This is a genomic window from Brucella pituitosa (assembly GCF_003049685.1).
Classification (GTDB): Bacteria; Pseudomonadota; Alphaproteobacteria; order Rhizobiales; family Rhizobiaceae; genus Brucella; species Brucella pituitosa.
In genome coordinates this window covers 624,360-649,793 of record NZ_PYSY02000002.1, presented here as the reverse complement: position 1 = coordinate 649,793, position 25,434 = coordinate 624,360, and the positions used below count along the sequence as shown (strand labels likewise).

The following is a 25,434-nucleotide window of genomic DNA, read 5'->3' as shown; positions in this document are numbered from 1 at the left end:
CGTCCTTGATACTTGAAACAGGCAGAAGCTCTTTAGCGAGTTCTCAAAATTATCGCTATCTGTTTGTTTTTGCGACGCTTAGAGCCGTAAATTATTGGATCAATCGAGGTCTCTTCGATCAGGGTGGCTGGTCTAACGTTTGTGTCACCGACGAAAAAGCATTCTCGTAATCGAGAACAACTTGATATAAGCCTGCGCGACATCGTTCCTCGTTCCGGTTACTGAAATTGTTGGGATCGATAGATATTCTTGCTCACGGTTAGAAATAGGAACCGATGATGTTCAACGGTTTTCGGCTTTTTGTGCCCATATTGGCTGGTGCCAGTCTGCGTGACCGGCTGATCGGCAGTCTGGGTGCATTGATCGGCATATGCCTGACGGGTCTGATAACCGCTCTCATTGTGGGCAGGGGGATCGAACTTCCTTTGATCGTGGCACCAATCGGCGCTTCTGCTGTGCTGATATTTGCAGTTCCCGCAAGTCCACTGGCGCAACCCTGGTCGGTCATCGGTGGAAATGTGATCTCAGCGCTTGTCGGCATCGCAGTTGCCCGTTTCATAGGTAATCCGTTGATTGCCATCGGGGTTGGCGTTGCTCTTGCTATTGCGATCATGTCGCTTTCGCGTTGCCTGCATCCCCCCGGTGGAGCTGCCGCTTTGACAGCTGTTATTGGCGGTTCGAGCGTGACTGACCTGGGCTATCACTTTGCTCTCATACCTGTCGGGCTCAACTCTGTATTGCTGGTCGCCCTCGGTATCGCCTTTCACAAACTGGCTGGGCGAAAATATCCCCATGTGCCGGTTGCAGCTCCGGCCAATACCCATAAGACAAACGATCTTCCCGCACCTTTGCGCGTAGGCTTTACATCCGATGATATTGCCTCGGCGCTGAAGGAAGTCGATGAGACGTTTGATATTGATCCGGGTGATCTGGATCGACTGCTGAGGCAGGTCGAGTTGCAGGCGCTTATCCGCACCCATGGTACTGTAACGGCCAAAGATATCATGTCGCGCGATGTTATCAGCATTGCGGAGCACGACAGCACAGACGAAGCGCGGCGCTTGTTGCTTGAGCACAATATCCGCACCTTGCCTGTGGTTGGCGAGCAGGGAAAACTGCTTGGTACTGTGGGGTTGCGCGAGTTGGGCCAATCTGCGGCAAATGTCAGTTCGCTGATGATTGAGGCTGTAACAGCCCAGAGAGACGAACCGGTTGTGAAACTGGTGCCGCTGCTGACAGATGGCCGTTCCCATGCCGTTATCGTAACGGATCAGGATAATGTCGTTCAGGGGCTAATTTCGCAGACGGACTTGTTGAGTGCTTTGGCTCGTTCGCTACGGTTTCAGGAACCAGAGCCACCAAAGAAGCGTAAATCGCGGCTCAATCTGCTTAGGGGCGCAGGAATATAACCTCGTAAATATCACGCCAACTTGTCCGATGGAACCGCTGTAAAAGTGCGGTATCGCCGTTGAATGCCTGCGTTTCGTCGGCGCTCATACGATAAAGCCGCCGATCCGCCGGTCCAGCCCGCAATTAATTGCTCCTAAGCTGCGCCAACACGATTCCAAAGGAGTAAAGAATGCGCGGCGCAGATATTTTGGTCCAAATGTTGATTGGCTATGGTGTGGAGACAATCTTCGGGGTGCCGGGCGATACCAACGTGCCTCTTTATGAAGCTCTGCAACAGCGAGAAGGCGAAATTCGTCATATCATGGCGCGTGATGAACGCTCTGCCGGTTATATGGCGGATGCCTATGGTCGTTTTACCAATAAGCCCGGTGTCTTTGAGTGTCCGTCGGGTGCAGGCGCTATGTATTCGCTGCCGCCTGTCGCTGAATCGAATGGATCGTCGATACCTGTAATCCTCCTGACCATTGATATTCCTTTGCCGGGAGAAGGGCGCGGTGTTCTCACTGAGCTCGATTGCGCCAAACTGTTTGAGCCTGTGACCAAGCTGTCCGTTCAGGTGAAGTCAGCGGAGAAATTGCCGGAAATCATCCGTCGTGCGTTTCGCGTCGCCTGTTCCGGAAAACCGGGTGCGGTGCATCTCCAGATCCCCGAGGACATGCTTCTCGCTGAGGTCGATCCTGCACGCATTTCACTGCACATTGAAGAAGAGTGCAAAACCTTCCCGGCTTTCCCGACACTGCCGCCAAAACAGAAGCTGCATGAACTGCTCGAACTGATTGCGAAAGCAGAACGACCTCTGATCGTTGCCGGTGGCGGCGTCAATCGTGCCAGAGCGGGCGATCAGATTTCGAGGCTGGCCGAGAAATACAACATTCCAATGTGCACAACGATGACGGGGCAGGGAGCGATTGATGACGATCATCGTCTGGCCATCGGGGTGATCGGCGACAATGGTTATCATCCCCATGCCAATTGGGCTTTGGAACATTCTGATTTTACCCTGTTTGTCGGATCACGCATCGGCTCTGTCGTGACTATTGGCTGGACCTTTCCCAAAATCACGCTCAATCGGCGCCTTGCACAGATCGATATTTCGCCTGAAATCATGGCCAACAACTATGAGAATTTGCTCTCCATTCAGGGCGATGCATTGCTGGTTCTTGAAGAATTACTGCAGATCGAGCTGACGATTGAACCGAAAAAGCACGATGGCTGGATCGAGGAATTGAATGCTCGCAGGCGCATATTCTGGGAACATGCTGAGGAAGCTTTGAACGATGAGCGTGTGCCGTTGCGTCCTGAACGGGTTGTTCGTTCCTTCAATGATGCATTGAGTCAATCGGGACAGCCAGCCCTGATTTACTCTGATGCAGGTACACCAACGCCCTATATGACACGCTTTCTCAAGATCAACGATCAGGAAACACGGTTTGCTATTCCGCGTGCTTTTGGTGGTCTTGGATCAGCACTTCCAGCCACAGTGGGTGCATGGCGTGCCGATCCGGACAAGCGTCCCATCGGACTGTTCGGTGATGGTTCTTTCGGCATGACGGTAGGCGAGCTTGAAACGCTGGTGCGCTTGCAGGTGCCGGCCATTCTGATCCTGTTCAACAACGCGACATTTGGCTGGATCAAAGGTTTGCACAGGTTGAAGGGGCACAATCAATGTTTTGGCGTCGATTTTCTTGCGCCAAAGGGGCAAGCCATTGCCGAAGCCTACGGCCTGAAAGCGTGGACTGCCAAAACCGCTGCGGAGGTTGATATAGCCTTGGCCGAAGCTTTCGCGTGGAAGGACGGTCCTTGCTTTGTCGATATTCATGTTGAATCGATCGCTGACCGTGTGCCGCCGGTCTATTCATGGCTTTTGAAGCGCGGCGAAGACCCGCTCAATCTGAAGCCGGTTGAACGCTCATACGTCTAAGCCGTTTTTGAACACCGTAGTTTACGGCGCCACAGGCAGAGAATGTCTGTGGCGTTTTGCTTCAGTGATAAACCAATCGCGGAACAGACGGACATTTTTCGAACCCTGACGCGCCTGCGCTGAGCAAAGAAAATAGCTCTCGCCAGATGTCTGCACGCGCTCAAGTGCCAGTTTGAGTTTTCCGGAACGCAATTCTTCCTGTACGAAAATTCTGGGCGCGATGGCGAGCCCCATACCCGCCACGGCGCATTCGATAATAACGTCATGCGTTGGTAGACGCGGACCAAAAATGCGCTTGTTGTAATGGATACCCGCGCCGCGCAGCCAATGCAGCCACAGGCTGGGTCTGTTTGAGTTCTGGATCAGTGGGAAATCGAGCAATTCGACATCTCCGGACAGTCCGTTTTGGGGCACAATGTCAGGCGATCCGATCACGACGAGCTCTTCATCGAAAAGCAAATGGCTACGCACATTGGCCCAATTGCCGATGCCGCGCAGTACGGCAAGATCGAGATCGGACTTCCCCCAGTCAAGATCATGTGAGCAGGGAAACACCTCAAACCATATTTGCGGATGAGATCTCGCAAAGGTGCTGATAATACCCGGCGCCCATTTCCGCATCAGTGTTGGCGGCAAGCCCACTTTGAGCAGGCTTTGCGTTTTATACCCACGGACTGCATCCATCGACACTTCTTCAAGCTTTGCCAGAATGCGCGAAACTTCCTCGTAATAGTTCTGCCCCTCTTCGGTCAGAACCAGTCGCGGTCCAGCGCGTTCAAACAGTTTAAGCCCAAGAAAAGATTCAAGATTCTGTATCTGGCGGCTCACTCCGCTTTGGGTCATCCCAAGATTTTCCGATGCGCGCGTGAAGCTCAGATAGCGTACCGAAGCATCGAAAGCGTGCAGAGCCGAAAGAGATGGAAGAAAGCGGCGCATTGGATACCTCTGAGTTTAATCATGAGTTTAAGTCATGCTTAATCCAATTTTCAATGCTTTTATTTGATGAGAAAGCGCCGCATTCTCATTAAAAATAAACATAAGGGAACACGATGGACTACGGTGATAGTATCGACCGAAATCTGGTCAGTATCCTGGAGGAAAACGCACGTCTCCCGGCGAGCGAACTGGCGCGGCGCGTGGGTCTTGCCCGATCAAGTGTTCAGGAGCGGATAGGCCGTTTGGAGCGTCGCGGCGTCATATTGGGATATCGGGCTATCGTTCGCCGGGCGAAGGATGATAACAGCATTTCCGCCTATTTGTTCATCACGGCCTCACAACGGATTGTGCAGCGCCTGTTTACAGCCTTGCGCGCCTATCCGGAAATCCTGACCGCTGATGCTATTAGTGGCCCGGCCAACATATTGTGCCGGGTTCATGTCGGGTTTCTCGAAGATCTGGAAGCACTCATCGAGGAGCTGGCACAAATCGAAGGTATCGAGAACGTCAGTTACTCGGTGGTACTTTCCAATAAGTTTAATAGAGAAAGCAGTCTGTCGCATTCAAGCGCACAGTAATGCTCGATTCAAAAAGAGGGAAACAACAATGAATAGACGTAAGTTTATCCAGACAACGCTTTTGGGTGGTGCTGCCGTCATGCTTGCCCCCGGCTTTTCGTGGGCTGTCGAAGAAGGTGCGACACTGAAATCCATCAAGGACCGGGGCGCTCTGCGCATCGGTGTATTTAATGGCACGCCACCTTATTATCAGAAAAATCTCGCCACTGGTGAATGGGATGGCTTCTGCGTTTCCATGGGCAGAGACTTGGCTGAATATATTGGCGTTCCGCTCGAAATGGTCGAAACCACCTGGGGTAATTCCGTCATGGACCTTCAGGGCGGCAAAATCGACATCATGTTTGCCCTCAGCAACAATCCTGAGCGCGCGAAATCCGTCGATTTCACCGAAGCCATGATGGATAACGTCTTCACCGTCATCACCAGTGCGGACCGCGAGATCAAAAATTGGGAAGAATTGAACAAGCCGGAAATCCGCGTCACGGTTGATCTCGGATCAACCCAGGATCTTTTCGCCCGCAAAACCTTACCCAATTGCACGCTCGTTGCGCTCAAGGGTGCGGATGAAACAGTTATCGCACTACAGTCTGGCCGGGCAGATGCGATTGTGCAGGTTGCGCTGATGTCTGTGGTAACGGCGCACAAGCTTGGCAGCAAATTTAAGGTTTTTGTTCCGGAGCCGCTGGATAGCCAGCCAACGACGATTGGTGTGCGTAAAGACGAAAAGGGCGAATTCCGCGACTACGTTGATGTTTGGCTCAAAAAGCGTCGCGAGGAGGGCAAGGTCAATGAGTGGATCGTCAGCAGCCTTTCGCTTGTTGGCGTGCAGCCATCTGACCTGCCGCCAACTCTGAAGTTCTGACGCGTCCACCATCATGCAGCTCGAGCAAAAATCACTCGGTGTCATCATGCTTGACACCGGCTTTCCGCGTCCGCCTGGAGATGTCGGCAATCCGGCATCCTGGGAGATGCCAGTGCGTTTCAAAAAGGTAACAGGAGCATCGCCTGATAAGATCATTCGTCAGGGTGGCTCCGGACTGATCGAAGACTTCGTCATTGCGGGTGAAGCCTTGATTGCTGAAGGCTGTAGCGCGCTGGTGACGTCTTGCGGTTTCATGGCACGCCACCAAAGCGCGCTGAGTGCAAAGCTTTCGGTGCCGATTGCCACTTCCAGCCTGCTTCAGTTGTCGATGGTAAGCACACTGATCGGACCGCAACGCAAAGTGGGTGTGATCACCTATGATGAAGCGAGCCTCGATGATGCGATCTTTGCTGCTTGTGGTGCCGACATCAGGACGCCACGGATTGGCATGCCAGACGGCGGCGCATTTCGTGAACTGATTGAAGGCAGTGGAACTTATGATTGCGCTGCGCTTGAAGCTGAAATCACACATGCGGCGCGAGAGTTGAAGTCGCGCGAACCTGACCTTGGTGCTGTTGTTCTTGAATGCACGAACATGCCGCCATTCGCTCAAGCCGTTGCAAAAACATGCGGCTTGCCTGTGTTCGATGTTCTGTCGCTTGGACATTGGCTGTTCAGCTCAACGTCTTCCCGCGCCTTTACCGGGATGTCAGAAAGAGTGAATTAATGGACTATCAATGGGACTTTTCCGGCCTCTGGCAGTATCGGGGTTTATTCCTTCAGGGCCTGGCCTACACCGTCGGTTTCACGATTATAACCGTACTCTCGGGCATATTCGTTGGAACGGTTTTTGCTCTGGGTAGGCTTTCAGGCAACAAGATTATCACCGTCCCCATCATGACGGTCGTTGAGATATTTCGTTGCACACCAGTGCTGGTGCAGCTGGTCTGGTGCTACTACGCACTCCCGATGCTGATCGGATTTGAAATTTCGCCGGCCATGGCGGCTTTCATTACGCTTACCTTCTATGGCGCGGCCTTTTATGCAGAAATCATCCGTGGCGGCATCGTTTCCATTGATGCGGGGCAGTGGGATGCAGGACGTGCAATCGGTATGCGCCGCGGTCAGCTGATGGGCAAGATCATTCTGCCACAGGCACTGCGCCGCATGGTGCCGCCGCTGGTCAACCAGTCTGTGCTTCAGCTGAAAAACACATCGCTTTTATCGGTTCTAGCTGTGCCTGATCTTCTTTATCAGGGCCAGCTTGTCACCTCGGCTACCTACCGGCCGCTTGAAACCTACACCCTGATTGCAGTGCTTTATCTCGCCGTTCTCTTCCCTCTGACGCGGCTCGCCCATGGGCTGGAAGGCAGGCTGAAATGATGAACCGTATTGAGCGAACCGTCATTGTGGAGATAAGCCATGAGTGCTGAACCGATGATTGAAGTGCGTGGGCTGAAAAAGTCTTTCGGCGACATCGAGGTGCTGCGCAATATCAGCCTCACTGTCGAGCGAGGACAGGTAGTAGCGCTTATCGGACCAAGCGGCTCCGGCAAATCAACGCTGTTGCGCAGTCTCAATCTGCTTTCGCTGCCCGATGGGGGTTACATCGCAATTGGTGAGCAGAAGATAGATTTCTCGTCCGGGAACGTGTCGCTTAAAGACAAATATCTCGCGGCATTCCGCGCCAATACCGGGATGGTGTTCCAGAACTTCAACCTGTTTCCGCATATGAGTGTCCTCGATAACGTGATGATCGGGCCGGTCACTGTTCTCAAGCAGGACAAAAGGGCAGCGCGTCAACTGGCTATGGAACTGCTGGAGAAGGTTGGGCTTGCAGCTCGTGCCGACGCCAGACCTGAGCAGCTTTCCGGCGGTCAGAAACAGCGTGTGGCGATTGCGAGAGCACTCGCAATGCGTCCCGACGTGATGCTGTTTGATGAAGCGACATCGGCACTCGATCCGGCGCTGGTCGGTGAAGTTCTGGCGGTCATCCGGCAACTGGCCGAGCAGGGCATGACGATGATCCTTGTCACCCATGAAATGGCTTTCGCGCGCGATGTCGCTGACAAAGTCATCTTTATGCAGGACGGTTACGTCGTTGAAACCGGCGATGCTCGTCAGGTGATCAATGAACCGCGCGAAGCTGCAACCCGTGAGTTCTTAAGCCATTTCCATGGCGGCCTCGCATAAATGCACGTGCAGAACGGATAAATGTCATGACAGGCAATGTTATTGTCGTTGGGGCTGGCATTATCGGCTCCACAACCGCCTTGCGGCTTGCTGAGGCAGGCCTGAAGGTTACGCTGTGTGATGGCTCACAGCCGGGTGGTGAGCAAAGTGCAAGCTACGGGAATGGTGGCTGGATCAGCCCAGCTTCGATCATTCCAATGAGTATGCCGGGACTATGGCGGCAGGTGCCGGGCTTTCTGCTTGATCGCAATGGGCCGCTGACCCTTGATTGGAAATCGGTTCCAAGACTGACGCCGTGGTTGATGCGGTTTTTGCTTGCAGGCGCAACCAAATCACGCGTGACGAAAACTGCGGCCAAGCTCAACTGGTTGCTCAATGACGGACCAAAACGGCATCTTGAGCTGGCCAGCAAGACCGGGCAGGAACACCTCATTGTGCAGAAGGGTTTGCTTTACGCCTATCCTGACAGGGCTGCATTTGAGGTCGAAGCACTTAGCTGGAAGCTGCGTCGCGATAACGGCATCCTGTTCGACGAGTGGCAGGAAGCGGAACTGCGTGAACGTATCCCGGCGCTTGGGAGCAACTATCGCTTTGCCATACATGTGACAGAAGGCGCACATTGTCTCGATACTGGAGGTTATGTCGCAGGTATCGCAGCGCAGGCTGAAAAGGCAGGTGTTCGCTTCATCCGAAGGAATATCGTGAGAATTCTCACCAGTGTTTCGCCGCGTGTTGTGCTCGATAATGATGAGAGTATTGCCGCCGATCATATTGTGCTGGCAGCAGGCATCCATTCGGGGCGTATTATGCACGATCTCGGCATGCATGTGCCTATGCAGAGCGAGCGCGGCTATCACGTAACCCTGCCGATGACAGAGGTCCCCTTCGATATCCCGATCATGCCGAGCACCGGGAGAATGGGCAATACGCCGACCAATATGGGATTGCGGCTTTCCGGTCAGGTTGAACTGGCAACTGTAGAGAAAGCTCCCGACTGGAGACGTTCAGAAGTGCTGCTGAAACACGCGCTGGCGAGTTATCCCAATCTGGCAAAGCATGATTTGCAGCATATGAAACTTTGGATGGGGCACCGGCCATCGCCTGCCGATGGGATTCCGGTGATTGGAAAACTCACACGCCATCCCGGAATTATAGCAGCTTTCGGTCATGGTCATATCGGGATCGCTGCAGCCCCCAAGACCGCCGATATGGTGTTCGATGAAATCAACAACCTACCTTCCGAAAGCGCTCGCGTCTTCTCGCCTTCTCGCTTCGGTCACTAGTTTTCTTAATCCAAAGGAATAAAACAATGATGCTCAAAGGTGGCTACACCAATTATGGCCAGCAGATCGGCGTTCTTATGCTGGATACGATTTTCCCTCGTCCGGCTGGCGATATTGGCAATGCCCTGTCCTATGATTTTCCCGTTCGCTACAAGACGGTGAAAGGTGCTCATGCCACACGCATTATGGGCAATAATCCTGATCCCAAGCTGATTGAGCCTTTTATCGAAGCCGCGCGCGAGCTGGAAGCGGAAGGCGTTCGCGCCATTACCACGAGTTGCGGCTTTCTTGGGCCGTTTCAGAAAGATATCGCAGCAGCGGTCAACATTCCGGTCTTCACTTCGTCCTTGATGCAGGCACCGATTATTCATGCAATGCTGGCTCCTGGCAAAGTCATCGGCGTCTTTACCGAGCGCGCGCATCATATGAATGACGCACATTTCAAAGGTGTTGGCTGGTCATCTGAGGTTATTCCTGTGCAGGTGCAGGGCATGAAGCAGAATGCTGAATTTCCGCAAACCTATATCGAAGGCCGCGATTATCTCGACACAGAAGTGCTGAAGGAAGAGATGCTGGAAATGACGCGGGAGTTCATGGTGAGCTGTGAAAATCCGGGCGCGATCTTGTTTGAATGCACAAATATGTGCCCGTTTTCGTCCTATGTGGCTGCTGAATCCGGTTTACCGGTGTTCGACATCAACACGCTGATCAATACTTTCTATCTGGCAGCCAACCCACGCCGTTATCTCTGAGTTCGACACGAGAATGGATCGCAGCGGCAGTGCATTTTAGCCGCTGCGAGAGTCTATCTATCATTTTTATCAAGACCGGTGGAGCGACAGTCACCAAGCTGTCCATTTCAACATATTCCATCCACAAAGAATAAATTTGCCTCAACACTGCATATTTCAGTCGCCTGATCTTTGAGATTTTGTCGCGAAGTCGAGAAACTATGCTCGGCTGGTCTGTGCTCGTGCGCGCTGCACAGAAGGCTCCGCCTCAAAAATCTGATGCTCAGCGAAAATGGATGCGCCAATGCCCTATCAGTTAAGCCTTCTCGACAAGAGCCCGGTAGCACAGGCTGGTAATGCGGAAACCGCCCTTGCGAATACTGTGTCTTATGCTCAGGCTGCGGAGCAAGCGGGCTACAAACGCTTTTGGGTTGCGGAGCATCATCACGCGGATGAGCTGGCCGGACCTTCGCCCGAGGTGCTTGTTTCCTATCTTCTGGCATCGACAAAGCGGATCAGAATTGGTTCTGGCGGCGTGATGCTTCAGCATTACAGCCCCTACAAAGTTGCCGAAAACTTCAACCTTCTAGCCGCCCTTGGGCGCGGCCGCGTTGATCTCGGTGTCGGCAAGGCTCCGGGCGGACTTCCATTGTCAACCAAGGCCTTGCAGCAGGAAACAGGCAGCGAAAAGCGGCTCGATTTTAACAGCAAGCTTGAACAGCTCAGCGCATTTCTTGGTGGTGACAAGATCGCTTCCGGTCCGTTTGAAGGACTGGCCGCAACCCCCAAACCACAGGCGTCTGCGGAAAAATTTGTGCTAGGTGCAAGCCCTGAAAGCGCGTTGCTTGCCGCACATTCCGGCTGGGATTTTGTCTATGCCGGTCATTTGAACGGCGATACTGCCAATTTGCAAAAGACCTTCGACGCCTATCGCAATGTGACTGGAAAAGTGCCGGTGCTGGCGCTTGGTGCAGTGGTTGCCGAGAGCCAAGACGCGGTTGATGCCGCAGTCTCGAAAATCAAGATCTTCAAGGTTCATCTCTCCTCTGGAACATCGGTTTCAGTAGGCACTCCGGAAGCCGCCGCCGAGTTTGCGCGTCAGGCTGGAGAGACTGATTATCGCATTGAAGAAAAGCATCCAAATGTGCTCGCAGGCTCAGCAAAACAGGTGAAGCAGAAGCTCGATGAGCTGCATGCGCAATATGGGGTGACCGAGTTTGTGCTCGAGTTCCCCGCCGTTTCACATGAGCAAAGATTAGCTGCCATCGAAAGCCTCGCAGGCGAACGTCTGGCTATTGCCGCCTGATCAAAGCCACTGGCTATAGGGAGTACCTCAAATGAGTTCCAAGCAGATTAGATTCGGTGTGATGTTGCAGGGTGCAGGCGGACATATGAATGCCTGGAAACATCCATCCGGGCCGGCAGATGCCAGTGTGAACCTCCAGTTTTTCATTGATGCGGCACGCAAGTCCGAAGAGGCTGGCATCAGCTTCGCCTTCATCGCAGACGGGCTCTATATCAACGAGATTTCCATTCCGCATTTTCTCAATCGCTTTGAGCCTTTGACCGTGCTTTCGGCGCTCGCAGCGAACACGAAGCGCATTGGTCTGGCAGGCACGGTTTCGACGTCCTATAGCGATCCATTTACGGTTGCACGACAGTTCGCATCGCTTGATCTCATCTCAGGCGGGCGTGCGGGCTGGAACGTGGTGACATCGCCGCTCGAAGGGTCAGGCCGCAACTATGGCAAACCGCATCCCGAGCACGCTCTGCGTTATGAAATCGCCGATGAATACCTCGACGTGACCAAAGGCCTTTGGGATTCATGGGATGAAGACGCCTTCGTTCGTGATCGTGAGAGCGGGCAGTTTTACAAGCCTGAAGGGTTCCATCGGCTCGACCATAAGGGGCGCTTTTTCTCGGTTGAAGGGCCGCTTAATATCCAGCGCTCCCCTCAGGGCCAGCCTGTCATCTTTCAGGCCGGTGCTTCCGAGGCGGGTGTCGGACTTGCGGGTAAACACGCGGACGCCGTGTTCACCAATGCGGGCACCATCAAGGACAGCCAGACATTTTATGCGCAGATCAAAGCTAGCGCTGTTGCGCATGGGCGTTCGCAGGATGATGTCGGCATTTATCCCGGCATTGGTCCCATAGTCGGGCGAACCGATGCAGAGGCCGAAGAGAAATATCAGGCGATCCGTAATCTGGTGAGCGTGAATGAGGCGCTCTCTTATCTCGGTCGTTTCTTTGATCATCATGATTTTACCGCCTATGATCTCGATGCGCCGTTCCCTGATCTTGGCGATGTCGGCAAGAACAGCTTCCGTTCGACAACGGATCGGATCAAGCGTGACGCGTCTGAGAATAAGCTGACCTTGCGTGAAGTGGCCTTGAATGTAGCCACACCACGCACGTCCTTCATCGGCACGGCAGAGAAGATTGCTGACGAAATCATTCTCTGGAAAGAGCAGAAGGCTGCTGACGGTTTCATCCTTGGTTTCCCGGTGATTGCCGAAGGGCTGGATGATTTCATTGCCCATGTTCTGCCAATTCTGGAAGAACGCGGATATCATGAAGGCAGCCTGAAACACGATACGCTGCGCAGAAATCTTGGGTTGGAGCATCCGCAGAGCCGTTATGCGAAGCCCGTTGAAAACAATGATGCCGGAAGTCACCGAAAGGGTGCGGCATGAATATTCAACGGTCGCCAGATGCAAACCGGAAACTGGAAATCGAGGCAGGTCTTGCCTCGTTTATCGACGAGTTTATCGCTTTGCGTCGCGACATTCATACCCATCCGGAGCTGGCGTTCAAGGAGACACGGACCTCTGCTCTGGTGGCGGACCATCTCAGTCAGTGGGGCTACGACGTTACAACCGGCGTTGGCGGTTCTGGCGTCGTTGGCACATTGAAGCGTGGCAACTCCAGCAAGACCATCGGCATCAGGGCGGACATGGACGCCCTGCCGATCATCGAGGATACCGGGCTCGATTATGCAAGCAGTAATTCCGGTGTGATGCACGCATGTGGCCATGACGGACATACGACCATTCTGCTGGCAGCGGCTCGCTATCTCGCCCAGTCCGGTCGTTTTTCCGGCACTGTGCATCTCATTTTCCAGCCTGCTGAGGAGATCGGGGCAGGTGCCCGACGCATGATCGAAGACGGCCTCTTTGAGCGCTTTCCGTGCGATGCCGTTTATGGGCTGCATAACTGGCCGGGTGTGCCCGCAGGAAAATTTGGTTTTGTGACCGGCCCCGCGATGGCATCGGTAGACCGTGCAAGAATTCGCGTAAACGGGCGTGGTGGTCACGGTGCGGAGCCGCACAAGTCGGTCGATCCGGTTGTGGTTGCTTCATCCATTGTTCTGGCCCTGCAAACGGTGGTCGCGCGCAATCTCGATCCGCTTGATATGGGTGTGGTGACGGTGGCCTCCATTCATGGCGGCGATGCGTTGAATGTCATTCCAGCGCATGTCGATCTTGGCATTACCATTCGCTCGTTCTCGCAAACTGTACGTGAAGAGTTGCGGCGGCGGATTGAAGCTGTCGCGCGTTCTCAGGCCGAAAGTTTTGGTGCTGTTGCTGATGTCAATTATCAGTGGGGCTTTCCTGCGCTGATCAACGCAAAAGCCGAGACGGATTTTGCACGACAGGTCGCGCTCGGCACTTTCTCCAGCGGCACTGTCATCGAAGATTTCCGACCGCGCACGGCCAGTGAGGATTTTGCCTTCATGCTCGAACAGAAACCGGGGACGTATTTCTTCATCGGTAATGGCGACAGCGCCGGTTTGCATAGTCCTGACTATAATTTCAACGATAATATCTTACTGCCAGCAGCCCTGTTCTGGGTGCGTCTGACCGAAGCTTCTCTCAACTGATACGGAAGTCCATATCATGGCGGATGAATTTCTCTACACTTCAACGACTGACATTCGTGCAGTGCCGCTGATCGAGGCGCTGACAATCGAGTATGACACGCGCTACGGTAATTATTTCAGTGACGAAGGTGCGGCTGCGGAAATGAACAAATATCCGCCGGAAGCCTTCGCGCCTCCGCACGGCAATTTCCTGCTGCTGCTCCGTGATGGCCTGACAATCGGTGGCGGTGCATTCATGCGCTATGACGATGTTACAGCCGAATTCAAGCGCATCTGGACGCATAGCAATTTGCGCCGACAGGGGTTGGCCAAAAGGGTGCTTGAAGAGCTGGAAGCGCAGGCGCATCGTCAGGGTTACAAGCGCGTTTATCTGACCACCGGTTTCCGGCAGCCGGAAGCCAAAGAGCTTTACTTAAGAAACGGATATACGGCGCTCTTTGATGTGTCCGCTGATCCGGAAATTTATGGGACACTTCCTTTTGAGAAGAGCCTTCATAATATTCATGAAGTCGATTTTCACACTGTCGATAATGAATTGAAAAAGGCAGCTTCAGGTTAAGTCAATGCGTGACAGATGATCGCGAATAATGGAAAAAACATCCATTCAACAGTGTTTAAATAGACTTATTTGTTTTGAAACTTATCCTCTCTTCTCCGAATATCGAGTTCAGTGACTTCCATGGCAGACGCGTCTGTATTGGATCATAAGTTAAATGATATTTCGGAGCGACGTTGATCATGGCAATTGCTACAGATTTTGTAGGGACAGATAGGGAAGATACTTCCCGCGTAAGTCCGGGCGACTTCAAGCACTACAAGATCGTTCCGGCGCGTTATCCGGCGCGCGTGATTGGAACAATCTTTGCCGCAGGACTGATTATCGCGGTTATCCAGTCTGTTTTGACAAATCCGAAATGGGGTTGGCCGGTCTTTGCTGAATGGTTTCTGTCTGAGCCCGTCCTTGTAGGATTGATGCGGACTTTGTGGCTGACGGCGCTCGCAACAGTTCTCGGTTTTGCGTTGGGCACAGCCCTTGCACTGGCGCGCGTTTCACGCTCGCCGCTACTATCCGGTCTTTCCTGGGCCTATATCTGGCTGCTGCGATCCATTCCACTGATCGTCCTGCTTCTTGTTCTGAACAATCTCGGCTATCTATATGAAACTGTTAGGCTTGGTGTTCCTTACACGGATATCACTTTTGCCGAATATCCAACCGTTCAGATCCTCAGTCCGTTCGCTGCCGCCCTTCTGGGCTTGAGTCTCAATCAGGCTGCGTTCTCGTCCGAAATCATCCGCGGCGGTATTCTGTCCGTCGATCAGGGTCAGCTCGAAGCTGCTGCCGCTCTCGGCTTGCCACGACGCAGACAAGCCTTCCGCATCGTGCTTCCGCAGGCCATGCGTACGATCCTTCCAACGGGCTTCAACGAGATCATTGGTCTCGCTAAAGGCACATCGATGGTCTACGTGCTTGCGCTGCCGGAACTCTTCTACACGGTGCAGGTCATCTACCGCCGCAACCTCGAAGTTATTCCCCTGCTGATGGTCGCAACCGTCTGGTATCTGATCATCATGACGGTGCTGTCGATCGCGCAATATTACATCGAACGCCATTTCTCGCGCGGTGCATTGCGCAATCCGCCGCCAGCCATTCTGACACGCCTGTTCGCTCGTTTCGTTCCAGCAAAAGGCCCCGTATCGAGCAAAGCGGAGAATGTTGCATCGAGCGAACAGGATGCGCGGATTACCGAAACACTTGCTGTCAGCGGGTTCACAGGTACGCGACGCGGTGCGGTGGATATTCATGGGGTATCGAAGAGCTTCGGCAACAATCTCGTTCTCGACAATGTCAGCCTGCACATCAAGCCCGGTAGTGTGACTGCAATCCTAGGTCCATCGGGTTCGGGCAAGTCGACATTGCTGCGATCCATCAATCATCTGGAGCGCGTGGATGACGGCTTCATCTCGATTGATGACGAGCTGTTGGGCTATCGCCAGAGCGGCAACACCCTCTACGAATTGAAAGAGAAAGACATTCTGAAAAAGCGCGTCGATGTCGGCATGGTGTTTCAGAACTTCAACCTCTTCCCGCATCTGACCGTGCTGGAAAACATCATCGAAGCACCGATGATTGTCCGTGGGCTGAGCCGCGATGCCGCGACCGTGATTGCAAAACGCCTGCTTGCCCGCGTTGGTCTCAGCGAAAAAATCAATGCCTATCCGCGCCAGCTTTCCGGCGGTCAGCAACAGCGTGTCGCCATCGCCCGCACTCTGGCACTCAATCCAAAAGTCATCCTGTTCGACGAGCCAACCTCGGCGCTCGACCCGGAACTGGTTGGTGAAGTGCTGGATGTCATCAAGGAGCTTGCACGCTCTGGCACCACGCTTGTCATCGTAACCCATGAGATCGGCTTTGCCCGTGAAGTGGCGGATACGGTGGTGTTCATGGAAGAGGGCCGTATTCTCGAAACCGGCAGGCCAGAGCAGCTTTTCAATGCGGCAACGCATCCCCGAACCCGGGAGTTTCTCGCAAAAGTCCTCTGACGCCAGAACGCCCGCTTTGTTAAGCGCATTCCGAAAATCGGTTCTCATTTTTCGGGATGCGCTCAGGATCCAAACCACAACTCCCGACACTTACGATTGCCCTGACGGGGCAGTCGACAGGGATTGTTTGTCCAAAATTCAGATTATTCTCAGGAGTCATTCAATGAAATCAGTCAACTACAAGAACGCAATATTGGGCAGCTTTCTGGCAGCAGCAACGCTGTTCAGCGCGCCAGCCTTTTCTGCAGAGCTTGATTTTAGCCCGGAGCAGCAAAACCGTTTGCGCACGGAAAAGAGCGAAGCCGTCGTCAATGCCGTTCCCAAGGATTTCAAGTTTGTGCAGGACGGCAAGTTCGTCGTCGGCATTAATCCCTGGGTGCCTCCGATCAGCACTTATGCAACCGATGCAAAGACTGTCGTGGCTTTCGATCCCGATCTTATTCAGCTGGTTTCCGATGCATTGGGCCGTGAGCTTGTGCTGGTGCCAATCGCCTGGGCGGATTGGCCGCTTTCGCTTCAATCTGGCAAGTTCGATGCGGTTATTTCAAATGTGACCGTAACCGAAGAGCGCAAGGAGAAGTTCGACTTTTCAACGTATCGCAAGGATGAGCTTGGCTTTTATGTGAAGGCCGACAGTGCGATCACGTCGCTGAAAGAGCCGAAGGACATTGCGGGTCTCAAAATCATCACCGATCCAGGCACCAATCAGGAAAACATCCTTGTGCAATGGGACAAGCAGAACGTCGAAGCGGGCCTGAAGCCCGTAGAAATTCAGTATTACGACGATGATGCCGTCAAGAGCCTGGCGATTGATTCCGGTCGTGCAGATGCGGTTTTCAGCGTCAATGCAGTGCAGGCCTATGCTGCATCGCAGCACGGTAAAACCAAGCTTGTGGGAACGGTAAGCGGTGGCTGGCCGCAGACGGCCGAGGTGGCAATCACCACACGCAAGGGCAGCGGTCTGGCCGATACGCTGACGCTCTCGCTCAATGAACTCATCAAGAACGGCAAATATCATCAGGTGCTTCAGCGTTGGAGCCTGAGTTCAGAAGCCGTTGATGAGGCCAAAACCAACCCTGCCGGATTGCCGAAAAGCAGATCGTAAGATCCGCTCGTAACGGGGCGAAATGTAAAGAAATCAGGTCATTACACAGAGTTTTACACTCAAGGAGATGGGAATATGACTTATATCAGAAAAGCGGGATACTTCACTGCAGGCCTGATTTCAGGGGCTTTGCTGATGACGAATGCTGCATGGAGTGAGGGCAAATTTGATCTCAGTCCTGAACAGCCCAACCGTTTGCGGGTGGAAAAACTCGATAAGCGTATCGACGAGGTCAAGGACTTCAAATTCGTCAAGGACGGTGTTCTGACCATCGGGATCAGCACCAGCGGGCATCTGCCGTTGCATGACTATGCATCAGATTCCAAGACCGTCATCGGCTACGATGTCGATCTGGCACAGATCATTGCCGATAGTCTCGGACGCGATCTGGAACTGGTTTCGGTTGCCTGGGCCGATTGGCCTCTTGGGCTTGCTTCAGGCAAATTCGATGCTGTGATTTCCAATGTCACAGTGACGGAAGAGCGGAAGGAGAAGTTCGATTTCTCCACCTATCGCAAGGATGAGCTTGGCTTTTATGTGAAGGCAGACAGTGCGATCAAAGAGCTGAAGCAGCCCAAGGATATTGAAGGCCTCAAGATCATCACCGATGCAGGCACCAATCAGGAAAAGGTGCTGCTGGAATGGGATCGCCAGAATGTTGCAGCCGGTCTGAAACCGATTGAGGTGCAATACTACGACGATGACGCGGTCAAAGATCTCGCCATTCAAAGTGGCCGTGCAGATGCTGTATTCAGCGTGAATGCGACGCAGGCCTATTCTGCAGGCATCAACGGCAAGACCAAGCTGGTTGGCACTGTCAGTGGCGGCTGGCCGATCACTGCCGAGATTGCGGTCACAACGCGTAAGGGCAGCGGACTTGCAGCGCCGCTGACCAATGTTCTCAACGATCTGATTGCTAGCGGTGCCTATACCAAGGTCCTCGATACGTGGAACCTCGGACCGGAGGCCATCAGTGAGGCCAAGACCAATCCACAGGGCCTGCCGAAAAGCGGTTCGTGAGGGGCAGGGCCGGTACAAGAGGGGACGTTTGTGCCGGCCCGCCGTACTTTACATAAATGGAGAGTGGTTCATGAGAGCAGGTGCTCTGTTAATAGCTACATGGGCATTGGTAAGTGCTTCATCTCTGCCAGCCTTTTCGGAAGATGATTTTGATTTGTCACCCGAACAGACCGGCCGCATTCATGTGCAGAAAGATGCCGCAGCAATCGCTGCCATTCCTGCTGATTTCAAATTCGTCACACCAGGCAAACTGACTGTTGCTGTTGCACCGGGCGGTCCGCCGCTTGCAGCTTATGCGACGGATGCCAAGACCGTTGTGGGTGCGGATGCAGACTATGCGTCGGCCATTGCCGAAAGCCTTGGGCTCGAACTCGAAAGCGTTCCGGTTGCATGGATCGATTGGCCGCTGGGTCTCGCATCGGGCAAATATGATGCCGTGATATCCAATGTTGGAGTGACCGAAGAGCGTAAGGAAAAGTTCGATTTTTCGACCTATCGGCAGGGCCTGCATGGCTTCTTCGTAAAGGCCGACAGTGGCGTTACCTCCATCAAGGAACCAAAGGATGCGGCAGGCCTCCGCATCATCGTGGGTGCCGGGACCAATCAGGAGCGCATTCTGGTCAAGTGGAGCGAAGAGAATGAGAAGGCGGGGCTGAAGCCGCTGGAGCTGCAATATTACGATGATGAGGCTGCCAGCCTTCTGGCTCTACAATCGGGTCGGGCCGATGTGATCGTGCAGCCTCACGCGCAGCTCGTATTCATCGCCTCGCGCGACAAGAATATCAAACGTGTCGGCACGCTGAGCGCAGGCTGGCCGGATCGCTCGGATGTGGCAATTACAACGCGCAAAGGCAGCGGACTTGCCAATGCTTTGACCATCGCGACCAATGGTTTGATCAAGAATGGAGACTATACGCGCATTCTTGATCGCTGGCATCTCCAAGAGGAAGCACTGGAGCAATCGGAAACCAATCCGCCCGGATTGCCGAAGTTTAAATAATTTCTTGAGTGAAGCTTATAGCGAAGGACAGAACGTGCCAAAAACTATCGATTATTTCTTTTCCATCGGCTCGCCCTGGTCATATCTCGGGCTTGATACGCTTGAGGAACTGGCAGAGCGGCATGTGGTTGAAATCAAGCCTTATCTTGCTACCGTCATCGAGGAAAATGGCGGCATCTTTTCGCGCAATCGTCCAGAAGCCCGTCGCGCTTATGGCACGCAGGATCTCAAGCGTTGGGCCAAGTTTCGTGGCAAGCCGCTGTTCATTGATGAGCGCCCAGCTTTAAGCGATCCGACGCCAGCTTCGTTTACGGTGATTGCTGCCTATCTTGAGGGGCAGAACTGGCTGCAGCTGACCCGTGCCCTCCAGCAAGCATTCTGGTCTGAGGCAAAGGATATTGGCAAACAGGAAGTCCGCAGTGCCGTGGCCGATGAAGCTGGTTTCAACGGTCAGTATCTGGTTGGGCGTGAGAATGATCATGACGTTCAGGCCAAGTGGAAATCGGATCGCGAACGTGCCGTCGATAAGGGCGTTTTTGGTTTTCCGACCTATATCTACGATACGGAGACCTATTGGGGACAAGATAATCTCGGTTTTCTTGCCAATCACTTGCGTGGCGAAACCTTTTAACTTCAAGTGGCTGCGTTAAAACCTTATTATAACGCAGCCATTTTTTAACGCAGAGCGTAGCCGCCATCCGGGTAAAGAGCTGAGCCTGTCATAAAGCTATTGCCCATCAGGTAGAGCACAGTGTCTGCAACTTCTGCCTCGGTTCCCGGTCGCCCGGCAAGCGCGATCTGACTATAATGCTTGAATGCGGCGTTGCGAATTTCCGCCGGACGGTTTTGCCAGAGGTGGCCGTTAATCGTGCCCGGAGATATTGTATTCACCCGGATGGGTGCGAGATCAATCGCCAGTCCGCGCCCGAGTCCTTCAATCGCGCTGTTGCACGCAGCATAAACCGCTCCACCCTTGATTGGCCTTGTGCCTGCGGCACCTGCCGTCAGAGTAATAGAGCCATCTTTTGCCAGATAGGGAATAGCGAGCTTTACTGCCCAGTATTGACCCCAGAATTTTGAGCGGAATGGGCTTTCTATGGCTTGTTCGTCATCGCTTTCCAATCCAACGACCGTATAAGTCGCAGCTGAAATGAAAAGATGATCAAACTGGCTTATTGTCTGGAAAAAAACTGCCAGCGAAGCGTGATCGGCGGTATCCACCTGTAAAGCTCTGCCACGGCTCCCCAGCGCGTCTGCGGCCTGTGTGAGTTTGGCGGGATCGCGTGCGCCGATCACCACATTGGCACCTCGTGCAATTGCTCCTTGCGCAACATTCAGGCCGATGCCTGCGCTGCCACCGATCACTACAACAGTTTTATCGTTCAACATCTCAACCATGCCTGGTCCTTTCGTTACACATGTGCTTACGAGCGGTCGGCAACTTATCATGGAGTTGAAATCGCATTTCTGGCATTAATTATCTTCAATCACGACAAAAAAGATCGAATGATGATTTCAACCGAGCGGTTCAACGGTATCAGGGCTTTTGTGCAGGCAGAACAGTCGGGCAGTTTTGCTGCGGCCTCAGCATTGTTGGGGCTATCGCAATCTGCGGTCAGCAAGTCGATTGCGCGGCTTGAAGATCGTCTTGGAGTGCGGTTGTTTCATCGCACCACGCGCAGTTTGCGCCTTACTGATGAAGGACGCGTCTACCTCGAGAGCTGCCGCCGTGCGCTCGAAGAGTTGGGGGCTGCGGAAATTGCACTTTCCGCGAGAAGGGAAATTCCGGCCGGACGGCTGCGAATTAATCTGCCGGATTTATATGGACGCAGATGTGTGGCGCCGGTCTTGTTGCAACTGGCTAATGAATATTATGAGCTCCAATTTGAAGTTTCCTTTGAAAATCGCATCGTGAATCTGATCGACGAGGGCTATGACCTTGCTGTCAGGATTGGCCAACTCCCTGATAGTGCGGACCTTATCTCCAAACGTATCGGTCAGCAGGAAGTGATTATCTGTGCTTCGCCTTCGTATATTGCAGTTCATGGCATGCCCGCGATGCTGGACGATCTTGAGCGGCATCGATGTATTACGCAGTTTCGTGGTGGTCAACGCGAGCCATGGATTGTTCTAAATGAGCGGGGAGAAGAGGTCCGACGCAATATTCCGTCGAACCATAGCTTTGCTGCGGTGGACATGATTGTGGATGCGGCGGCTCGCGGGTTGGGGCTGGCACAGGTGCCACACTGGCTCGTTGAGAACCAGCTTAGCTCTGGAGCACTGATCCCCGTGCTGTCAAACGTCAGAATGCCCACATTGCCTATTCATATCATATGGCCGGGAGGACGTGCTTTAACATCCCGCGTTCGGGTGACGATTGATGCAATCGCAAAAGCATTGCGTTGAGCTGCGTCGCGCGGAATCCGCACGACGCAATAAAAAACACGATTGGAAACAAAACTACTGGCTTGAGAGGCTGTTTCCTTTGGGCGGCAAAAGCTCGAAAAGCTGGGCTCCATCTTCATGTCCCGCTTCTTGATAGCCGATGATCCTGAACCATCTCACAACGTCAGGACGATCAAGCCAGCTTCTGGAATGTATCGGACGATCACCCGATAAAGCTTGAATCTGCTTTATGTGTTTTCGGCAGAACCGGACGGATCGTGCATTGAAGAAATCTTCTTTTGCCGCAAACAGTGTATCCGTTGCCTCGTCCGCTTCCTGCCACGCAATGATCGCAACGACTTTGTCGTTTTCGATCAACGCATGCGCGCGTCCTTCACGCAGGTTCATGGTAAGATTGTCGTAGGCAGACCTCACGTCTTTACCGGCCGCAATATATTCTGTGGCCATTCGCTCTGAAAGGTCGTGAAAAACGCTTTCAAGATCACCAACACTCGCTGTTCGTGCTTTCATCTCTCTGACCTCCCTTCGATCCACTTTGTATTTTTCAGTAGAAACGTCTCCGTCCTCAGGCGTGCGCCGGATCGTCATCTTCAACGTCAAAGGTCGATGTCGGTTCCACTCCTAAAATATGCCATGTCGAGTTTGTCGATAAAACCCAATAAAGCCAACGCAAGATATTGGGATAGAGTCTAACATTGCTCTGTGACGGGCGCTTAGCACGATGATCCATGAATCACGGAAATATGAAGTGCAAATTCCTTGAGTGGCGCAGGCTGCGCAATCATATTTCTTAGCTCAATGAGTGCGTAGTCGTAAAATCACCGATCTGACAAACGCTCATCGAGAAGCGCCCACCTCATTTCGCAATAGCCTCAGGAACAATCAATTGAACAAGTCTCTTCATCTTACGGCGTTTATGCGTCCTGTAAGCCTGCATACTGGCGCTTGGCGATATCCCGGTGCCTATGCCGACGCGAATTTCAATTTCAAGCATCTGAAGGCTTTCGCCCAGAAACTTGAAGCGGCGAAATTCGACGCATTCTTCATGGCGGATCACCTCGCTGTCCTCAACATGCCGGTCGAGGCGTTGAAGCGTAGTCATACAGTTACATCATTTGAACCATTCACGCTGCTGTCGGCTCTGGCAGCGGTGACTGACAAGATCGGATTGGCTGCAACGGCCTCCACGACATTTGATGAACCCTATCATATTGCCAGACGTTTTGCCTCGCTTGACCATATCAGTCAGGGGCGTGCAGCGTGGAACATTGTCACGACGTCCAATCCCGACTCAGCGCTTAATTTCGGCAAGGACGAGCATGTCGAGCATGGCGAACGTTACAAGCGTGCGCGCGAGTTCTATGATGTTGTAACGGGACTTTGGGACAGCTTTGCGGATGATGCATTCATCCGGGATCAGGAAAGCGGCATCTTCTTTGATCCATCCAAGATGCATGTTCTGGATCACCATGGCGATGATTTCAATGTGCGTGGTCCGCTCAATATCGCTCGCCCCGTACAAGGATGGCCGGTGATTGTTCAGGCTGGTCAATCAGAACCGGGTCGCCAGCTAGCGGCAGAAACTGCGGAAGTGGTGTTTTGTGCGCCGCGAGACATTGTTGAATCAAAAAAGCTTTATGCTGATTTGAAGTCACGCTTGGCAGCCGCCGGTCGCGCGCCATCGTCGTTGAAGATATTGCCTGCAGCCTTCATCGTCCTTGGCGATAGCCTTGAGGAAGCCAAGCAGAAGCGTGCGAAGCTCGATAGTCTTGTTCACTATGATAGCGGTATCGCATCGCTGTCGATTGCTCTGGGCCATGATGTATCAGGCTTTAATCCAGATGACTATTTGCCTCAAATTCCCGAAACCAACGCAAGCAAGTCGGGCAGGGCGCAGGTGCTTAAATTGGCCGAAGAGGAAAAGCTGACTGTCCGTCAGCTCGCCCAGCGTTACGGCGGCTATTCAGGTCTTGCTTTCGTCGGAACCGTCGAAAGCGTTGCCGATGAAATGCAGAAGTGGCTGGAAGAGGATGCCAGTGACGGCTTCACAGTTGTATTCCCCTTCCTGCCGGAAGGCCTTGATGATGTCGCGGAAAGACTGGTGCCTGAGTTACAGCGCCGTGGTATCTTCCGCACTGATTACGAGGGCAGCACGCTGCGTGAACACCTAGGCCTCCCACGCCCTTCAAACCGCTTTTTTGATGGCAGCTAAGGTGTCTGAACTCTGAACCGATGTTGCGGGATGTGTCGGTATCTTCAAACCGAGATTATCCCGCAATGTCGGACCATCATAATCGCTGCGGGCAAGCCCGCGGCGACGAAGCTTCGGCAGAACCAGCTCGGCAAAGTCTTCCAGACCTGCCGGGAAGATAGGCGGCATCACATTGAATCCATCCGCGCCATAGGTTTCAAAACGCTCTTCGAGCGCGTCAGCCACGTCCGTCGCTGTGCCGACGATTTGCAGATGACCACGCGCGCCCGCAACCCGTAGATAAAGCTCACGAATGGTCAGATTTTCGCGCCGCGCCAATTCAAACAGAAGCTCTTGTCTGCTTTTGCTGCCTTGAGTTTCCGGCAACTCAGGCACGGGACCGTCGAGATCGAACTGCGAAAGGTCGGGACCAGACCAGCCCGAAGACAGAATATTGAGCCCTACAGACGGGTGAATGAGGTTCTGAAGTTCGTCAAATTTGTCCTGAGCCTCCTGCCTCGTGCGACCAACAACCGGAAAAATACCAGGCATGATTTTGATATCGTCGGCATCACGCCCATAGTGTGCTGCACGCTGTTTGACATCCTTGTAGAAGGCTGAAGCTTCCTCAACCGTCTGCTGTGCAGTGAAAACCACATCAGCACTTTTTGCTGCCAGTTCCTTTCCAGCTGCTGACGAACCGGCCTGCACGGTCACCGGATGCCCTTGCGGGGAACGCGGCACATTCAACGGCCCCTGAACTGAGAAGTGCTTGCCCTTATGATCAAGCACATGCCGCTTGTTAGGGTCGAAAAACCGTGCCTGCTCCTTGTCATAAAGAAAGGCATCATCTTCCCAGCTGTTCCATAGCCCCGTGACGACATCGGCAAATTCTTCCGCCCGTTCATAACGGTCGGCATGTTCATAGTGACGGTCGAGATTGAAATTGCGCGCCTCAAAGTCGCTGGCCGAAGTCACAAGGTTATAGCCTGCGCGACCACCGCTTAAATGGTCAAGTGAGGCAAATTTCCGCGCGATGTGAAAAGGCTCATTGAAGCTCGATGAGGCCGTCGCAACAAGGCCGATATGGCGGGTCACTGCTGACAGGGCAGACAGAAGTGTCAGCGGCTCAAACTGTGCTACATAGCTGTGGGCTGTGCGGCTCAGAATTTCGAGATTGTCGCCGCGAGTTCCCGCACCATCGGCAAGAAACAGCAGATCGAACTTGGCTGCTTCCGCCAGCGAGGCAACGTTGCGGTAATAATCGAAATTGATGCCAGCATTTGCAACAGCATCCGGGTGCCGCCATGCCGCAATATGGTGGCCGACCGGATAGACGAACAAGCCAAAACGCAGAAAACCCTCACGCTTTGCCAT

24 protein-coding genes are annotated in these 25,434 nt (G+C 53.3%); 20 read left to right on the top strand and 4 right to left on the bottom strand.

Going from position 1 to position 25,434, the window contains the following annotated elements:
• The first annotated feature begins 275 nt into the window (after window positions 1-275).
• Together C9380_RS15290 and C9380_RS15285 are read left to right on the top strand one after the other, a co-directional pair.
• A complete protein-coding gene (locus C9380_RS15290) occupies window positions 276-1,409 on the top strand; it encodes an HPP family protein (RefSeq protein ID WP_111787380.1) in 1,134 nt (377 codons plus the stop codon).
• A gap of 170 nt (window positions 1,410-1,579) precedes the next feature.
• Entirely contained in the window at window positions 1,580-3,331 is a 1,752-nt protein-coding gene (locus C9380_RS15285) for a thiamine pyrophosphate-binding protein (protein ID WP_111787379.1), read from the top strand.
• Between the two features lie 21 nt (window positions 3,332-3,352).
• Here C9380_RS15285 and C9380_RS15280 read toward each other — a convergent pair whose 3' ends face one another.
• Window positions 3,353-4,267, bottom strand: coding sequence for a LysR substrate-binding domain-containing protein (locus tag C9380_RS15280; RefSeq protein ID WP_128093929.1), 915 nt, complete (start codon window positions 4,265-4,267; stop codon window positions 3,353-3,355).
• A 113-nt stretch (window positions 4,268-4,380) separates the two neighbouring features.
• Here C9380_RS15280 and C9380_RS15275 point away from each other — a divergent pair, with 113 nt between their 5' ends.
• From C9380_RS15275 to C9380_RS15200, 16 genes are all read left to right on the top strand, one after another.
• Window positions 4,381-4,845, top strand: coding sequence for an Lrp/AsnC family transcriptional regulator (locus C9380_RS15275; RefSeq protein WP_111787378.1), 465 nt, complete (start codon window positions 4,381-4,383; stop codon window positions 4,843-4,845).
• Between the two features lie 28 nt (window positions 4,846-4,873).
• A complete protein-coding gene (locus C9380_RS15270; protein WP_128093928.1) occupies window positions 4,874-5,707 on the top strand; it encodes a transporter substrate-binding domain-containing protein in 834 nt (277 codons plus the stop codon).
• Between the two features lie 13 nt (window positions 5,708-5,720).
• Complete coding sequence (locus C9380_RS15265; RefSeq protein ID WP_105534625.1) at window positions 5,721-6,434, top strand: aspartate/glutamate racemase family protein; 714 nt, start codon at window positions 5,721-5,723, stop codon at window positions 6,432-6,434.
• Window positions 6,434-7,090 carry an amino acid ABC transporter permease gene (locus tag C9380_RS15260; protein WP_012093406.1) on the top strand — a complete coding sequence of 219 codons (657 nt, stop codon included), beginning with the start codon at window positions 6,434-6,436 and terminating at the stop codon, window positions 7,088-7,090. The genes C9380_RS15265 and C9380_RS15260 overlap by 1 nt, the downstream gene beginning before the upstream one ends.
• A gap of 39 nt (window positions 7,091-7,129) precedes the next feature.
• On the top strand, window positions 7,130-7,900 hold the full coding sequence (locus C9380_RS15255; protein ID WP_094538886.1) for an amino acid ABC transporter ATP-binding protein: 771 nt from the start codon (window positions 7,130-7,132) through the stop codon (window positions 7,898-7,900).
• 26 nt (window positions 7,901-7,926) lie between these two features.
• On the top strand, window positions 7,927-9,183 hold the full coding sequence (locus tag C9380_RS15250) for an NAD(P)/FAD-dependent oxidoreductase (RefSeq protein ID WP_128093927.1): 1,257 nt from the start codon (window positions 7,927-7,929) through the stop codon (window positions 9,181-9,183).
• A gap of 26 nt (window positions 9,184-9,209) precedes the next feature.
• On the top strand, window positions 9,210-9,935 hold the full coding sequence (locus C9380_RS15245) for an aspartate/glutamate racemase family protein (protein ID WP_100557082.1): 726 nt from the start codon (window positions 9,210-9,212) through the stop codon (window positions 9,933-9,935).
• 283 nt (window positions 9,936-10,218) lie between these two features.
• Window positions 10,219-11,220, top strand: a complete 1,002-nt coding sequence (locus C9380_RS15240; protein ID WP_128093926.1) for an MsnO8 family LLM class oxidoreductase — start codon at window positions 10,219-10,221, stop codon at window positions 11,218-11,220.
• Window positions 11,221-11,251: 31 nt separating this feature from the next.
• Complete coding sequence (locus C9380_RS15235) at window positions 11,252-12,607, top strand: LLM class flavin-dependent oxidoreductase (protein WP_100557081.1); 1,356 nt, start codon at window positions 11,252-11,254, stop codon at window positions 12,605-12,607.
• Entirely contained in the window at window positions 12,604-13,794 is a 1,191-nt protein-coding gene (locus C9380_RS15230) for a M20 aminoacylase family protein (RefSeq protein ID WP_111787374.1), read from the top strand. The genes C9380_RS15235 and C9380_RS15230 overlap by 4 nt, the downstream gene beginning before the upstream one ends.
• Before the next feature lie 16 nt (window positions 13,795-13,810).
• The gene (locus tag C9380_RS15225; RefSeq protein WP_111787373.1) at window positions 13,811-14,353 is read left to right on the top strand and encodes a GNAT family N-acetyltransferase; all 543 of its coding nucleotides are present in this window, start codon (window positions 13,811-13,813) and stop codon (window positions 14,351-14,353) included.
• Window positions 14,354-14,532: 179 nt separating this feature from the next.
• Window positions 14,533-16,335, top strand: a complete 1,803-nt coding sequence (locus C9380_RS28345; protein ID WP_128093925.1) for an amino acid ABC transporter permease/ATP-binding protein — start codon at window positions 14,533-14,535, stop codon at window positions 16,333-16,335.
• A 163-nt stretch (window positions 16,336-16,498) separates the two neighbouring features.
• Complete coding sequence (locus C9380_RS15215; RefSeq protein ID WP_128093924.1) at window positions 16,499-17,440, top strand: ABC transporter substrate-binding protein; 942 nt, start codon at window positions 16,499-16,501, stop codon at window positions 17,438-17,440.
• Between the two features lie 135 nt (window positions 17,441-17,575).
• Window positions 17,576-18,460 carry an ABC transporter substrate-binding protein gene (locus C9380_RS15210; RefSeq protein ID WP_374844455.1) on the top strand — a complete coding sequence of 295 codons (885 nt, stop codon included), beginning with the start codon at window positions 17,576-17,578 and terminating at the stop codon, window positions 18,458-18,460.
• Between the two features lie 70 nt (window positions 18,461-18,530).
• Entirely contained in the window at window positions 18,531-19,460 is a 930-nt protein-coding gene (locus tag C9380_RS15205) for an ABC transporter substrate-binding protein (protein WP_128093923.1), read from the top strand.
• A 34-nt stretch (window positions 19,461-19,494) separates the two neighbouring features.
• Window positions 19,495-20,091, top strand: coding sequence for a 2-hydroxychromene-2-carboxylate isomerase (locus tag C9380_RS15200; RefSeq protein WP_128093922.1), 597 nt, complete (start codon window positions 19,495-19,497; stop codon window positions 20,089-20,091).
• A gap of 44 nt (window positions 20,092-20,135) precedes the next feature.
• Here the strand turns inward: C9380_RS15200 and C9380_RS15195 are convergent, their stop codons facing one another.
• A complete protein-coding gene (locus C9380_RS15195) occupies window positions 20,136-20,858 on the bottom strand; it encodes an SDR family oxidoreductase (RefSeq protein WP_128093921.1) in 723 nt (240 codons plus the stop codon).
• A gap of 108 nt (window positions 20,859-20,966) precedes the next feature.
• On the opposite strand from C9380_RS15195, the gene C9380_RS15190 reads away from it, so the two are divergent.
• A complete protein-coding gene (locus tag C9380_RS15190) occupies window positions 20,967-21,866 on the top strand; it encodes a LysR family transcriptional regulator (RefSeq protein WP_128093920.1) in 900 nt (299 codons plus the stop codon).
• 54 nt (window positions 21,867-21,920) lie between these two features.
• Here C9380_RS15190 and C9380_RS15185 read toward each other — a convergent pair whose 3' ends face one another.
• A complete protein-coding gene (locus C9380_RS15185) occupies window positions 21,921-22,376 on the bottom strand; it encodes a hypothetical protein (RefSeq protein WP_024899977.1) in 456 nt (151 codons plus the stop codon).
• A gap of 406 nt (window positions 22,377-22,782) precedes the next feature.
• Between C9380_RS15185 and C9380_RS15180 the strand changes: the two genes are divergently transcribed.
• Entirely contained in the window at window positions 22,783-24,078 is a 1,296-nt protein-coding gene (locus tag C9380_RS15180; RefSeq protein WP_128094441.1) for an LLM class flavin-dependent oxidoreductase, read from the top strand.
• Here the strand turns inward: C9380_RS15180 and C9380_RS15175 are convergent.
• Entirely contained in the window at window positions 24,052-25,434 is a 1,383-nt protein-coding gene (locus C9380_RS15175; RefSeq protein WP_128093919.1) for an LLM class flavin-dependent oxidoreductase, read from the bottom strand. The genes C9380_RS15180 and C9380_RS15175 overlap by 27 nt on opposite strands.

What these genes read in the sequence shown, in the direction of transcription:
- C9380_RS15290 (WP_111787380.1), top strand. Translation starts at nt 276, where the DNA reads ATGATGTTCAACGGTTTTCGGCTTTTTGTGCCCATATTGGCTGGTGCC.
- C9380_RS15285 (WP_111787379.1), top strand. Translation starts at nt 1,580, where the DNA reads ATGCGCGGCGCAGATATTTTGGTCCAAATGTTGATTGGCTATGGTGTG.
- C9380_RS15280 (WP_128093929.1), bottom strand. Translation starts at nt 4,267, where the DNA reads ATGCGCCGCTTTCTTCCATCTCTTTCGGCTCTGCACGCTTTCGATGCT.
- C9380_RS15275 (WP_111787378.1), top strand. Translation starts at nt 4,381, where the DNA reads ATGGACTACGGTGATAGTATCGACCGAAATCTGGTCAGTATCCTGGAG.
- C9380_RS15270 (WP_128093928.1), top strand. Translation starts at nt 4,874, where the DNA reads ATGAATAGACGTAAGTTTATCCAGACAACGCTTTTGGGTGGTGCTGCC.
- C9380_RS15265 (WP_105534625.1), top strand. Translation starts at nt 5,721, where the DNA reads ATGCAGCTCGAGCAAAAATCACTCGGTGTCATCATGCTTGACACCGGC.
- C9380_RS15260 (WP_012093406.1), top strand. Translation starts at nt 6,434, where the DNA reads ATGGACTATCAATGGGACTTTTCCGGCCTCTGGCAGTATCGGGGTTTA.
- C9380_RS15255 (WP_094538886.1), top strand. Translation starts at nt 7,130, where the DNA reads ATGAGTGCTGAACCGATGATTGAAGTGCGTGGGCTGAAAAAGTCTTTC.
- C9380_RS15250 (WP_128093927.1), top strand. Translation starts at nt 7,927, where the DNA reads ATGACAGGCAATGTTATTGTCGTTGGGGCTGGCATTATCGGCTCCACA.
- C9380_RS15245 (WP_100557082.1), top strand. Translation starts at nt 9,210, where the DNA reads ATGATGCTCAAAGGTGGCTACACCAATTATGGCCAGCAGATCGGCGTT.
- C9380_RS15240 (WP_128093926.1), top strand. Translation starts at nt 10,219, where the DNA reads ATGCCCTATCAGTTAAGCCTTCTCGACAAGAGCCCGGTAGCACAGGCT.
- C9380_RS15235 (WP_100557081.1), top strand. Translation starts at nt 11,252, where the DNA reads ATGAGTTCCAAGCAGATTAGATTCGGTGTGATGTTGCAGGGTGCAGGC.
- C9380_RS15230 (WP_111787374.1), top strand. Translation starts at nt 12,604, where the DNA reads ATGAATATTCAACGGTCGCCAGATGCAAACCGGAAACTGGAAATCGAG.
- C9380_RS15225 (WP_111787373.1), top strand. Translation starts at nt 13,811, where the DNA reads ATGGCGGATGAATTTCTCTACACTTCAACGACTGACATTCGTGCAGTG.
- C9380_RS28345 (WP_128093925.1), top strand. Translation starts at nt 14,533, where the DNA reads ATGGCAATTGCTACAGATTTTGTAGGGACAGATAGGGAAGATACTTCC.
- C9380_RS15215 (WP_128093924.1), top strand. Translation starts at nt 16,499, where the DNA reads ATGAAATCAGTCAACTACAAGAACGCAATATTGGGCAGCTTTCTGGCA.
- C9380_RS15210 (WP_374844455.1), top strand. Translation starts at nt 17,576, where the DNA reads ATGACGAATGCTGCATGGAGTGAGGGCAAATTTGATCTCAGTCCTGAA.
- C9380_RS15205 (WP_128093923.1), top strand. Translation starts at nt 18,531, where the DNA reads ATGAGAGCAGGTGCTCTGTTAATAGCTACATGGGCATTGGTAAGTGCT.
- C9380_RS15195 (WP_128093921.1), bottom strand. Translation starts at nt 20,858, where the DNA reads ATGGTTGAGATGTTGAACGATAAAACTGTTGTAGTGATCGGTGGCAGC.
- C9380_RS15190 (WP_128093920.1), top strand. Translation starts at nt 20,967, where the DNA reads ATGATGATTTCAACCGAGCGGTTCAACGGTATCAGGGCTTTTGTGCAG.
- C9380_RS15185 (WP_024899977.1), bottom strand. Translation starts at nt 22,376, where the DNA reads ATGAAAGCACGAACAGCGAGTGTTGGTGATCTTGAAAGCGTTTTTCAC.
- C9380_RS15180 (WP_128094441.1), top strand. Translation starts at nt 22,783, where the DNA reads ATGCGTCCTGTAAGCCTGCATACTGGCGCTTGGCGATATCCCGGTGCC.
- C9380_RS15175 (WP_128093919.1), bottom strand. Translation starts at nt 25,434, where the DNA reads ATGGCAAAGCGTGAGGGTTTTCTGCGTTTTGGCTTGTTCGTCTATCCG.